Source organism: Stenotrophomonas sp. PS02289, from assembly GCF_029960115.1.
In the GTDB taxonomy this organism is placed as follows: domain Bacteria; phylum Pseudomonadota; class Gammaproteobacteria; order Xanthomonadales; family Xanthomonadaceae; genus Stenotrophomonas.
The window spans coordinates 1-12,479 of record NZ_JASCOZ010000128.1; the positions used below are offsets into that span (position 1 = coordinate 1).

Here is a 12,479-nt window from a genome sequence, read left to right on the forward strand (position 1 = left end):
CGCCCTGCGTGGCTTCGTGGTGCCTGGTGGGTCGAAGCCACGCAGGGCGTGGCTCTACGGAGCAGGTTTGGGCTTTGCTTTGGCCGGCCAACGGCCGGCGCTACCGTTTCGAGATTGGCTCAGGCGATTTCGAACGATGCGCGCGTGGTGGGATCAAAGATGAGGCGTGAGACCGGCAGGGTGCCTAGCGCGGAGGCAGGCGGGTCATCGTGGTGTCGCTGAAGCACGGATAACAGGGAGTTCTCCTCAAGATCGACCGGATAAACTGTGTAGGCATCTGGATAGTCATCCAGCGTATCGTCGAACAGGCTTTCGAGGATCCAGTACACGTTCTGTTCGTCCTTCGCCAGTATGAGGCGGGGAACGTCGTGGAAGCCGCGATAGTCGACTATGGTGAATCGGCCGTGGATGGGTATTGACGTTGTCATGGCTGTGGAGTTGGATGCACCCGTCTGAAACAGGGGATCACGTGTAGACCTATTTCGTTAGTTTCAATGCGTTACCGGGTGTTGGCAATTTCACGGCCGTCGTCTGTCGACCGACGCTACCAGCCCACCGTCCCGCCAACTCATCGGTGCAAGAGCCGCCATAGGCCCTATCAGGACCGCCACGCTATCATCTCCCCTCCTGAAATCCCTGCGAGACCTGCCATGACCCTCTCCCGTTTCTACCCCATCGGTACCCCCGGCCAGGCCTGGGGCGCGGACGAGAAAGCGCAGTGGCGGTCGGGGCAGCCGAAGCAGCGCAGCTATGCCGACGAGGTGGTGACCAAGGTCCAGGCATTGGGTGCCGATTTTGAGGTCGTTCCCTACGGCGAGCTGGATTACGCCCCGGACCAGTACACGCTGTTCGCCCTGCGCAGCCGCGACTGGAACCCGGCGCTGCCCGGCGTGCTGGTCACCGGCGGCGTGCATGGCTATGAAACCAGTGGCGTGGAAGGTGCACTGCAGTTCCTGGCGCAGCGGGCCAAGGACTACGCCGGCAAGGCCAACGTCCTCGTGGCTCCGTGCGTGAACCCGTGGGGGTTCGAGCGCATCAATCGCTGGAACGCGCTGGCGATCGACCCGAATCGTTCCTTCGTGGCCAACAGCCCGGCTGCCGAATCGGCTGCCCTGATGGCGCTGGTGGAACCGTTCCGTGACGGCATGGTGCTGCATATCGACCTGCACGAAACCACCGACAGCGACGAAACCGAGTTCCGTCCGGCTCTGGCCGCGCGCGATGGCAAGCCGTTTGAGCCGGGTGGCATTCCGGACGGTTTTTACCTGGTGGACGACACCGAAAACCCGCAGCCGGCTTTCCAGCAGGCGGTCAACGCCGAAGTGGAAAAGGTGACCCACATCGCGCCGGCGGATGAGAAGGGCGAAATCATCGGCTCACCGGTGGTGGCTCCTGGCGTGATCGAATACCCGCTCAAGCGCCTGGGTCTGTGCGCGAGCATCACCGGCGCGAAGTTCACCACCACCACCGAGGTCTACCCGGACAGCCCGCGCGCGACCCCGCAGCAGTGCAATGACGCGCAGGTGGCGGCGGTGTGCGCCGCCATCGACTACGCGCTGGCGCACCGCTGATTACACCCGTACCCAGCGGGCGCTGATGCCAATCAGCACCATCACCACGGCAACCGCGGTGAACGCGAACACCAGACTGCTGGCGTGCGCGACGAAGCCGATCAGCGCAGGGCCGGCCAGCACGCCGGCGTAGCCCAGGGTGGTGATCGCCGGAATGGCCAGGCTTTCGGGCATGGCCTTCTGGTTGCCGGCCATGGAGAACAGCGCCGGCACGATGTTGGCGCAACCCAGGCCGATCAGCACATAGCCGGCCAGTGCGGGCAGCAGCGGCGGGGCATAGGTGATCAGGCCGAAGCCCACCGCCGCGACCAGCGCGCCGAGCAGAATCGCGCGGTGACGGCCCAGTTTGGCCACCACGCCATCACCCACCAGGCGGGTGATCGTCATTGCGATGGCGAAGCACATGAAGCCCAGGCCCGCGCGGTCCTGCGGCACCTGTTGCACTTCATGCAGGAATACCGCGCTCCAGTCGAGCATGGTGCCTTCGGCGAGGAAGGCGACAAAGCACAGCACGCCGATCGCCAGCACCACGCCATGCGGCACCGCGAACATGGGCGCGTCGTTGGGCGCGCGGTCCCGCCGCCACCAGCGCACTGAGGTCCCCAGCAGGGCCAGCATCACCAGCGACGCCAGCACGCAGACCAGCAGCGGCGAGACACGCAGGGACAGCAGCGCGGTGATCGCCGCCGCACCGACCGCACCACCAATGCTGTAGAACGCGTGGAAGTTGGACATCATCGGCCGTCCACTTTCGCGTTCGACGATCACCGCCTGCATGTTCATCACGCAGTCGCACGCGCCGACGCCGGCACCGAACACGAACAGCGCCGCACCCAGCGTCCATGGCGAAGGGGCGATGGCCAGCAAGGGCAGGGCGACCATCGCCATCAGCAGCGTGATCACCATGATGGCGCGGCAACCGAAACGCGCAGCCAGTGCGCCTGCAATCGGCATCGCAATCAGCGAGCCAGCCCCCAGGCACAACAGCACCAGCCCAAGGGTGCCTTCATCGAGCCCGGTGCGGGCCTTGGCATAAGGCACCAGCGGTGCCCACGCAGCGGTGGCGAAACCAGGCAGCAGGAAGGCGGCGCGGGTGGCATGTTGTTCGGCGCGCGGCTGAGCAATGGGCATGAGATGTAATCGGTTACATTTGCGAGCGCAGAGCTTACCGGCTGCCCGGGGTGGTGCGTCAATCGGTCCGTGCGAGTTCCGGCTGGATAACCCCGGCCACCCAGTCCATGAACGCCGCGACCCGGCGCGGCAGGTGCCGGCGCTGGGCGTACAGCAGGGTCACCGGCATCGGCTCGGCCACGCATTGCGGCAGCACTTCGACCAGGTCACCGCGCGCCACGGCAGCGCGTGCGCCCAAGCGCGGTACCTGGATGATGCCCAGTCCGGCCAGTGCCGCCGCGCTGTAGGCCTCGCCGCTGTTGACCGTGATCGGCCCACCCATCGGCAGGCTGCGGTAGCCCTGGCCGTCGTGGTACTCGAAGCCCGGTGAGCGCTGACCGAGCGTGCCGACGTAATGAATCAGCGCATGTGAGGCGAGGTCGTCCAGCGTCTGCGGCATGCCACGCGCGGCGAGGTAGGCCGGGCTGGCGCAGTTGACGATATGCATTACCCCCAGTGGCCGTGCGACCAGCGTGTTGTCGTCCAGCGGCCCGACCCGCAGCACGCAGTCGAAACCTTCGCGGACCAGATCCACACGGCGGTCGGTGCCGCTGAGCTCGATCTCCAGCCCGGGGTGCTCGCCCAGAAAGGCAGGGAGATGCGGTACTACCAGTTGCCGGGCCAGCCCGCTGGACATGTCCACCCGCAGGCGGCCGGTCAACTGGCCGGTGTCGCGGCGGAACATGCCCTGCAGCTCTTCCATGTCGTCCAGCAGGTCGCGGGCGCGCTGCTGGTACTGGGTGCCGTCGGCGCTGAGCGTCACCCGCCGGGTGGTACGGTGCAGAAGCTGCACACCCACCTCCGCCTCCAGCCGCTGCACCGCCAGCGAGACACTGGCCTTGGGCAGGCCCAGGCTGTCGGCGGCGCGGGTGAACGAGCCGAGTTCGGCCACCCGCAGGAAGCTGCGCAACTGGTCAAGGCGGTCCATGGATTGTTCGCTCTGATTGGACAGTCAAATCAGGATCGCGCCATTTATGCCGAACGGCAAGCGCAATAGTCTGGCCACACACCCCAACCGTGGAGTACCGGCATGACCACTTCTTCCCGTATCACCCTGATCACCGGCGGCAGCCGCGGCCTGGGCCGCAATGCCGCGCTGGCGCTGGCCGCCGACGGCTCCGATGTGATCATCACCTACCGCAGCCAGGCCGAGGCCGCCCAGCAGGTGGTGGCGCAGATCGAAGCACTGGGTCGCCGCGCCGCCACGTTGCCGTTGGACGTGGCCGACAGTGCCGGCTTCCCGGCGTTTGCCGATGCGGTCAAGGCGCAGCTGCAGCAGTGGGGCGCCAACGGCCTGCAGGGCCTGTTGAACAACGCCGGTGAAGGCCTGTACGCCGGGTTCGCCGACACCACCGCAGAACAGTTCGACCACCTGGTCGCGGTGCATCTGAAGGGCCCGTATTTCCTGACCCAGGCACTGCTGCCGCTGATCAGTGACGGTGGCCGCATTCTCAATGTGTCCAGCGGATTGGCCCGCTTCGCGCTGCCGGGCAGCTCGGCCTACGCGATGATGAAGGGCGGCATCGAGGTGTTCAGCCGTTACTTGGCCAAGGAACTGGGTGCACGCGGCATCAGCGCCAACACGCTGGCACCGGGTGCGATCGAAACCGACTTCGGCGGCGGCCACGTGCGTGACAACCAGGACATCAACAAAATGGTGGCCGGCAATACCGCATTGGGTCGCGCCGGATTGCCGGATGACATCGGGCCGGTGGTGGTGGCACTGCTCTCGCCGAAGACCGGTTGGATCAACGCGCAGCGCGTGGAAGCATCGGGCGGGATGTTCATCTAAGCGAACGGTTCGCATTTGCGACAACCCGGCTATCATGGCGGCCCCTTTTGCCGTGATTGCCGGGTTCGCTTTTGAAAACCTCTGCTCCGCTCAGCCCGATGGGCCGTGTTTTCGCCATCGTGGCGCTGTTTGAAGCCTTCACCTGGGCCGGCCTGCTGGTCGGCATGTACTTCAAGTACCACGCCGGCGAACCAACCACGCTGGGCGTGCGTATCTTCGGGCCGCTGCACGGGCTGGCCTTCATGGTCTACGTGGTGGTCAGCGTGCTCACCGCACTGCGCCAGCGCTGGCCCTGGTGGGCCACGCTGCTGGCGCTGGTGGCGGCGATTCCGCCGCTGGTCACGTTGCCGCTGGAGTGGTGGTTCAAGCGGATCGGCCTGCTGTCGACCCGCCCGAACTGACCGTCACCAACGGTAGCTCAGCCCGAGCTGCGCGCTGCGCTGGTGATAGCCGGAGCCGCGCTGCAGGGTCAGCCCGGCCCAGGCACCGAAGCCACCGGGGAAGCGCACGCTGGCCCCGGCACTGAACTCGCCACGCTGGCGCGGAATCCGCGCATCCACGGCTTCATCGTCCATGCGCACATACGGGTTGCTGGCGTTGCGCAGCCAGCTCGCCGCCACATAGGGCTGCACTTCGGCGGCGCTGCCGCCCCATCGGGTCACGCCGGAAATACGCACGCCAGCCCGACCGAAGGCCCCGCTGGCGTCTTCGGCGCGCACCACGGTGCCGTTGCGCTCGGTGTGCTGCAGGCTGTCCCAGCGGGAGTAACCGACCTGCAGCTGAGGTTCCACGAACACGGAGCTGTTCGGGCCGCGGCTGATCGCAAAGGCGTAGCCGACTTCCACCGCACTCTGCCAGGCACGGCTGTCGTAACGTTCCGTGGCGAGCGCCGCGCCCTCCACTTCATTGCGGAACATCACCCGCTGCACCGAGCCGTCCACATACAGGCCCGCATACGGGTCTGCGCCTGCGGCGGTCCGCCAGGTGCCGTACACACCGACGGCGTTGCCTTTGACCTTGCCGCGCGCGTAGTAACCGGTCAGTTCGCTAGTGGAGGTGCTGCTGGCATTGCCGCTGCCCACCATCACGCCGACGCCGCTGCCGTTCTCGCTGCCGAACACCTGCGCACCGACACTCAGTGCCTGGCTGCTGCCATGCACGTTCAACTGTTGCAGGTTGGCACCGAAGCCGGAGCGCGAACCATCCACGCGCGCCCACGCGCGACCGCTGTTCTGGCCCGCCTGGCGATGGTGATAGCCCAGCCGGAACATGCCGTCGGCGGCCTGATGATTGGCCAGATAGGCCCCGGGCTCAGGGCGCAGCACCGGTACGGGTTCCGGCACCGGCTCCGGCTCCGGATTCTGGCACTCCGGCAGGCTCGGATCGATGTCACACGGATCCGGTAGTTCCGAGCGCAGGTACCAGCCGCCGTCGGCGGCCTCCTTGAACAGGAAGTACTCGTACTGGCCACCGACGGCACGGCCGACGAGGTCGAAGCTGCCGTTGGAGGCTCCGGCCACCGCGATCAGCTGGATGCCGCGGTTGGTAGGTGCACCGGGTCCGCCGATGTTGTTGACCTGCACGTTGGTCTGGCCGCTGCTGTCACCGCCGATCACCAGCCTGTCGGTAGGGGCGTCGTCACCGGCGAGCACGGCGTTGAACAGCAAGGTGCCGCCGTTGCCGGTGTAGTTGCCGGCTACCTGCAGGGTGTGGAAGTCATTGCCGTCGCCGAACAGCACCCGCGCACCACTGCCTAGTTCCAGCTGCTGCACGTTGCTGTCAGCGGTGAGCTGCCACTGCGCTGCGTCGAGCTGTACATCGGTGCCGTTGATGATGGCTCCCTGCAGCCACGCTCCGCTTCCCAGCGTGACGTTGAGGGTGGTCGTTGCCGATGTCGCGCCAACCAGATCACCGGTGATGGACGTATCGCTGATGGTCAGGTTCAGCGAAGAAGTCTCGGCCACCTGGATCGCGACGCCGTTGCCGGCGACCAGTTGTGCGCCATTGGTCAGGGTGACGTCGGCGTTGCCTCCCAGCATGTTGACGGAGGGGCCGACGCTGGCGCTGACCACGGAAGCATCGATCAGCACCGTGTTGTTGCCCCCACCGATACTACTGAGAACCATGCCGGCGATGGTGCCCTCGACGCGGCTGTCCTGGGTCAACTGTAGCGTGCTGTTAGTGACACGGACGCCCGTCCCATCTCCTGTCGTGGTGCCACCGCCGGTGCCTCGCACCGTGCTGCCTGTCAGGGAAAGGCTGGACGTGGCGACCAAAGCCCCGACGGCACCTGTCAGCGTGGAGTTGCTGACCGCGGCGGTGGGCCGGTCGATGCCCGAAGGTGAGCCCGCCAGCGCCAGCGCGGTGTCATCGCCCCGCACATCAGAGTCATCCAGGGTCAAGGTGCCAGCGCTCAGCCGCACTCCGCCGAAGGTGCTGGACAAAGTGCTGCCGGACACCTGCGCATTGCCCCCGATCATCCATAGCGCGTAGTGGCCACCGAACGTGCTCGTAGTGGCGGCTTGTACGTTGTCCAGGACCAGCGTGCCGTTGTCGCCGACCCGGAACGTGTCATTGGCGGAGGTGACCACTGTATTGCTGACCGACAGCGTGCTGCCCGTGCCGGTAGCATTGAACCCGTGTCGGGTGGACGTGATGGACAGGTCGTCCAACGACAGGCTGCTGCCGGAGTCGACCGTAATCGCATCACTACCGATGCCAGCGTCGATGATCTGCCCGCCCGTGATGGCACCGGTGCTGTTGTTGGCTAGCCGCAGCCCGGATACGCCGCTCATCACCACGTCCGTGCCGGTGAGGCGTGCGTTGTCGACCTGGACGCCTGAGGTGCTGCCACCCGGCGCGATGATCAGTTCCGCACCGTCAGAGACGTCCCACACTTCTGTGGGATAGCCCGGGGTGACGGTGAAGGTGTTACCAGGGCCGGTGAGCGTGCCGGCGTGGGCAGGCATCGGCAGGGTGGCAAGGGACAAAGCGATGGCGCTGCACAGCGCACAGCGCTGGATGCACTGAGAGAGAGGTCGCATTGTGAAATCTCCGGAGCGTGGATCGTGAAACGACTACCCCCGTTGGTTCACAACCTCGACCGGAACTCATTCAATGCCGCTAACGATCCGGTCGCAGCCGGCGCAGACCCATGCAACACGTGGCAGGGTGGGTCCCCAGACTGCAGATTCAGCATGTGCAAGGTCATGTCGATTCGACGTGAAGGCGTCACCTCAGCCAGGGGTGAGCGCCGCGCCGATCTGTGCCGGCGACTGGTAGCCCGCCATCCGCTGCACTTCGCGGCCGTCCCTGACCAGGGTGAGGGTTGGCGTCTGGCGCAGCCCCAGCTCACGGAAGAAGGCCTCACCGACAGTCTCCAGCTTCACCTTGAGCAGCACCACGTCGGCGGCGGCGGGGGTGGTGGCGACCTGGCCCAGGGCCAGGTCCAACATGCGGCAGCCCGGACACTGATCCTTGTAGAAGTCCACCAGCACGGTGGAATGCGCGCGCAGCGCGTTGTGATAGTCGTCGGCGCTCTGCGCCTGCAGGGTCAGCATGTGGCAAGGCTCCCGGGCGCGGCCAGAACCTGGTCGGCCCACTGTTGAATGGCGTGGCGGTCGGCGTCTCCGTGCGGCATCTGTTCGATCTCCAGTACGGGCCAGGGCGAGTGGAAGTAGCCGGCGAGGCGGTGCGCGGCCCCGCAGTAGTACTCCATGCCCCATTGCGTTTCGCCGGTGCCGAAGATGGCGACCTGTTCGGGCGGTGGCAGGCCGGGGTGGTCACGCAGCAGGGCGATGAAGTCCTTCATCTCGGTCGGGGTGCGCCCGGCGTTGTCGGTCCATGCGCCGAACAGATAACGGTCGTGCGGGCGAGCGAGGATCGGCAATGCCTGCTCGGGGGCCTCGTCGGCCTCCAGCCAGTCCACCGCGTGGCCGCGGCCACGGCAATGCGCGGCGAGCAGGCGCGCGACCTCGCGGGTATTACCGCTGAGCGAGGCGAAGGCAATCAGGATGTGCATGATGGGCGGTCTGCCACGCAGTGCGTGGGGAAGCTGGACGTAGAGCCACGCCCTGCGTGGCTGCGGAATGTCGGATTACAGATCATCAAACCCGTTGTCCGAATTCGTCTTCTTGTAACTCGCATTGCGCATCTCAAAGAAGTCGGTCTTCGTTTCAGTGAAATTGTCCGCATACGCCTTGATCCACGGCATCACGTTGGCGTTGGCATCGCTGTACAGCTTGTCGATGCCAAGCATGCCGGCCATCTTGTTGGCGCGGTACTTCACGTAGCGGATCATCTCGTCCACGTCGATGCCGTCGATGCCGTCCAGCACCTCGCCGGTCCAGCGGGTTTCCAGGGCGATGGCGTGCTCGAAGGCGTCGTGCACATAGGCGGTGAGCTGGTCACCCTGCAGTGATTGATTCTCGCCGATGATGGCGCGGATCAGTTCGCTGATGAACTTGGTGTGGGCCAGCTCGTCGCGGTTGATGAAGCTGATGATCTTGCCGGTACCGGTCATGCGGTTCTGGCGCACCAGGTTGTAGAAGAACGCAAAGCCGGAATAGAAGTTGATCCCTTCCAGGATCGAGGACTGGATCAGCGAGCGGATCAGGGTCTCGGCGGTCTTCTCGCGCATGAAGTCGTCATACGACGACATGATCGGCGCGTTGCGGGCCAGGATCGTGGGGTGGGTACGGGCCAGTTCGAAGACCCGGTTCTGGTCGGCCAGCCCGGCAATGGAGGCCAGCACATAGCTGTAGCTTTCGTTATGGATCACCTCCTGCTGGCCGATGATCGCCGCATTGGCGTGCGCGGCTGGGTCGGTGATGTATTCGGCCACGTTGTAGATGAACCGCGTCTGCGGTGAGTCCAGCGTGGCGAGCAGGCCGATGATGGAGTCGTAGGCGTTCTTCTCGCGGGCGGACAGCTCGCCGTACTGGCGGGCATCGCCCTTCATGTCCACTTCGTCGGGAATCCAGAAGTTGGTCGAGAGCTCCTTGTACGCCCGGTAGAAGGACGGGTAGGGGATGTCATTCCAGTTCAGGATGCCACTGGTGCGGCCATTGATGATGCCGGTGGAGCGGTTGGGGTGTTTGGGTTCGAGGATTTTGATGCGTTCGAGTGGGGTTGCCATGGGCGTGTTCTTGATGGGGGAATATGGATTGCGTGGCCGGACGCAGACCGGTAGCGCCGGCCGTTGGCCGGCCCAGGCGGTGCGTGGTTACGACGAACACCACTCGCACTCGTCGATATCGATATCGTTCGAGCGCACGTAATACGTGGTCTTGATCCCCTCCCGCCACGCGCTCATGTGCAGGGCCAGCAAGGTGCTCGCGCGGATCGTGCTGGGCACGTAGAGGTTGAAGCTGATCGCCTGGTCCACGTGGCGCTGGCGACGTGCGTTCTGGCGGATGCTGGCGAACTGGTCGAGCCGGTACGCGCCCTTTTCGTAATACGGGTAGGTCTCCAGCGAAAGCCCCGGTGCGGCCACGGGCCGCCGGAAGTCCTTCTTCTCCTCGTAATAGAACGCGCCGTACACCGGATCGATCGAGGCGGTGCTGCCGGCAATCTGCGCGGTACTCATGTTCGGGGCCACGGCCATCAGCCAGCCGTTGCGCAGCCCATGCACGCCGACCTGCGCGGCCAGTTCCTGCCAGGCGGGGCTGGTGTAGCCGCGTGCACGGAAGTACTCGCCGTTGTGCCACTCGCTACCGAGGAAGGCGTTGTAGCGGCCTTTCTCCTGGGCCAGCTGCAGGCTGGCGCGGATCGCCAGGAAGTTGATGCGCTCGTACAGGGCGTCGGCGTAGTCCTCCGCGCGGGGGTCGTCCCAGGCGATCTGCTGCTGCGCCAGCAGGTGGTGCCAGCCGAACGTGCCAAGGCCAATGGCGCGGTACTTGCGGTTGGTGATGGTGGCCTGCGGCACCGGCAGCTGGTTGAGGTCGATCACGTTGTCGAGCATGCGCACCTGCACGCTGACCAGTCGTTCCAGCACATCGTGGTCCAGCAGGTCCGGCGCGGCGGTAACGGCGCGGCCCAGGTTGATCGAGGACAGGTTGCAGACCACGAAGTCGCCGGCCTGGCGGGTGGTGACGATCTGGTCGCCGCTGATCATCTCCTGCATCAGCCGGGTCGGGCTCATGTTCTGCAGGATCTCGGTGCACAGGTTGCTGGAATAGATGTTGCCCGCATGCTTGTTCGGGTTCTTCCGGTTCACTTCATCGCGGTAGAACATGAAGGGATTGCCGGTTTCCAGCTGGCTGACCATGATCCGCTTGAACAGGTCGATGGCCTTGACCGTGCGCCGGCTGATCCGCTCGTCGGCCACCACTTCGGCGTAACGGGTGCGGAAGCTGCCCTGGCCACGTTGCTCGTCGTGGAAGTCCTGCAGGTACCAGCCCTTGATGCGATGCACTTCGTGCGGGTCGAACAGGTACCAGTCGCCACGCCGCTCCACCGCCTCCATGAAGAGGTCCGGCAGGCACACCGAGGTGAACACGTCGTGCGCGCGCAGGCGCTGGTCGCCGTTGTTCAGGCGCAGGTCGAGGAAGGCCTCGATGTCACGGTGCCAGATGTCCAGATAGACCGCGATGGCCCCCTTGCGCTGGCCCAGCTGGTCCACGCTGACGGCGGTGTTGTTGAGCTGCTTGATCCACGGCACCACGCCGCCGGACGAGTTGGCCACGCCGCGGATCGGCGCGCCGGCCGAGCGCACATAGCCCAGGTACGCGCCCACGCCACCGCCGTGCTTGGACACGCGGGCGATGTCGGTGTTGGAGTCATAGATGCCCTGCAGGCTGTCATCGACGGTGTCGATGAAGCACGACGAGAGCTGCCCGCCGGTCTTGCCCGCGTTGGCCAGGGTGGGCGTGGCCACGGTCATGTACAGATTGGACAAGGCCCAGTAGGCCTCGCGCACCAGCAGCATGCGCCGGCGGCGTGAGCGCTCACCGTGCAGGTGCTCGTGCTGCATCAGGTACAGCGCGATGGTCAGCCAGCGCTCCTGCGGCAGCTCGAACACGCCACGCGAGTGATCGGTGGCCAGATAGCGGGTGGCCAGCAGGTACAGGCCGTTGTACGCAAACAGCCTGTCGCGGTCCGGGTCGATCATGCGCCCAGCTTCTTCCAGTTCTTCCTTGGAGTACGCCTTGAGAATGTCGATGGAGTAGACGTTGCGGTCGGCCAGGCTCTCCTGCAGGCCCACATAGGAGCCGTAACGCAGGGTGGCGTCGTAGAAGCGGTTCTTGCTGGCGCGCTTGTACAGCCGGCGCAGATACAGGCGCGCGGCGAAGTGTTCCCAGTCGGGCGCGACCAGGTCAATGCGTGATTCGGCCTCGCGCACCAGCAGATCAACCAGGTCGTCGGCGCTGAGCTGGGTGCGACGGGTGATCAGGGCGAGCACGGCCCTCAGGTAGTCGGCCAGGTCCAATGCCGGAAATTCGACATGCACCGCGCGCAGGCTGCGCTCCAGACGCGCCGGTTCGAACGGCATGCGGCGGTTGCCGCCTTCTTTGGTGATCCACAGGGGGGCTTCACCCGACACGGCAGTGGGTTCCGAGGCCAGTGCGGCATCGGTGGGCAGAGTGCTGAATTCGTTGTTCATCGCAGTTCCATGCAATACGCGGTCAAGAGGGCGCGATGCGGGCATCGCAGCGTCCAAACGGCTGTCATGGAGGCGGGCCCCGGCGGGGGCGGAAGGTCACGGCCGCAGCGGGGCGGTGACCAGAGGCGGGCTTCCAGGTGCCGTACGAAAAGAACCGGACCTGGCGGAAGCGGGGAGCCGATAAACACAACATAGTGTGGACGCGTCTCATCGTCAACATCATATGTAGTGTTGAAGGTGTGGCAACGTGACCCGTTGCCGCACCCCCGGGGGTGGGGGGGGGGGGGGGGGGGGGCCGCCCCCGCGCGGGCGGGGCGGGGCAGCACACCCCCCCCCCCCGGGG

At 65.6% G+C, this 12,479-nt stretch carries 11 protein-coding genes; 3 read left to right on the top strand and 8 right to left on the bottom strand.

Annotation, left to right across the window (positions count from 1 at the left end; all coding sequences use genetic code 11):
* Window positions 1–119: 119 nt before the first annotated feature.
* On the bottom strand, window positions 120–329 hold the full coding sequence (locus QMX83_RS15875) for a hypothetical protein (RefSeq protein WP_282297606.1): 210 nt from the start codon (window positions 327–329) through the stop codon (window positions 120–122).
* Between the two features lie 321 nt (window positions 330–650).
* On the opposite strand from QMX83_RS15875, the gene QMX83_RS15880 reads away from it, so the two are divergent.
* The gene (locus QMX83_RS15880) at window positions 651–1,571 is read left to right on the top strand and encodes a M14 family metallocarboxypeptidase (RefSeq protein WP_282297607.1); all 921 of its coding nucleotides are present in this window, start codon (window positions 651–653) and stop codon (window positions 1,569–1,571) included.
* On the opposite strand, the gene QMX83_RS15885 is transcribed toward QMX83_RS15880, so the two are convergent.
* Both QMX83_RS15885 and QMX83_RS15890 read right to left on the bottom strand, forming a co-directional pair.
* Window positions 1,572–2,702 carry an MFS transporter gene (locus QMX83_RS15885; protein WP_282297608.1) on the bottom strand — a complete coding sequence of 377 codons (1,131 nt, stop codon included), beginning with the start codon at window positions 2,700–2,702 and terminating at the stop codon, window positions 1,572–1,574.
* A gap of 58 nt (window positions 2,703–2,760) precedes the next feature.
* On the bottom strand, window positions 2,761–3,669 hold the full coding sequence (locus QMX83_RS15890; protein WP_282297609.1) for a LysR family transcriptional regulator: 909 nt from the start codon (window positions 3,667–3,669) through the stop codon (window positions 2,761–2,763).
* Window positions 3,670–3,771: 102 nt separating this feature from the next.
* Here QMX83_RS15890 and QMX83_RS15895 point away from each other — a divergent pair, with 102 nt between their 5' ends.
* Complete coding sequence (locus tag QMX83_RS15895) at window positions 3,772–4,533, top strand: SDR family oxidoreductase (RefSeq protein ID WP_282297610.1); 762 nt, start codon at window positions 3,772–3,774, stop codon at window positions 4,531–4,533.
* A 71-nt stretch (window positions 4,534–4,604) separates the two neighbouring features.
* The gene (locus QMX83_RS15900) at window positions 4,605–4,934 is read left to right on the top strand and encodes a DUF3817 domain-containing protein (protein ID WP_282297611.1); all 330 of its coding nucleotides are present in this window, start codon (window positions 4,605–4,607) and stop codon (window positions 4,932–4,934) included.
* Window positions 4,935–4,937: 3 nt separating this feature from the next.
* On the opposite strand, the gene QMX83_RS15905 is transcribed toward QMX83_RS15900, so the two are convergent.
* From QMX83_RS15905 to QMX83_RS15925, 5 genes are all read right to left on the bottom strand, one after another.
* Window positions 4,938–7,577 (bottom strand): autotransporter outer membrane beta-barrel domain-containing protein, encoded by a 2,640-nt coding sequence (locus QMX83_RS15905; protein WP_282297612.1) that lies wholly within the window; start codon window positions 7,575–7,577, stop codon window positions 4,938–4,940.
* A gap of 192 nt (window positions 7,578–7,769) precedes the next feature.
* Complete coding sequence (locus QMX83_RS15910; RefSeq protein WP_282297613.1) at window positions 7,770–8,093, bottom strand: thioredoxin family protein; 324 nt, start codon at window positions 8,091–8,093, stop codon at window positions 7,770–7,772.
* Complete coding sequence (locus QMX83_RS15915) at window positions 8,087–8,554, bottom strand: flavodoxin (RefSeq protein WP_282297614.1); 468 nt, start codon at window positions 8,552–8,554, stop codon at window positions 8,087–8,089. The genes QMX83_RS15910 and QMX83_RS15915 overlap by 7 nt, the downstream gene beginning before the upstream one ends.
* A gap of 75 nt (window positions 8,555–8,629) precedes the next feature.
* Entirely contained in the window at window positions 8,630–9,670 is a 1,041-nt protein-coding gene (locus tag QMX83_RS15920) for a ribonucleotide-diphosphate reductase subunit beta (RefSeq protein ID WP_282297615.1), read from the bottom strand.
* A gap of 87 nt (window positions 9,671–9,757) precedes the next feature.
* Complete coding sequence (locus tag QMX83_RS15925) at window positions 9,758–12,181, bottom strand: ribonucleoside-diphosphate reductase subunit alpha (protein ID WP_336618964.1); 2,424 nt, start codon at window positions 12,179–12,181, stop codon at window positions 9,758–9,760.
* Window positions 12,182–12,479: the final 298 nt, after the last annotated feature.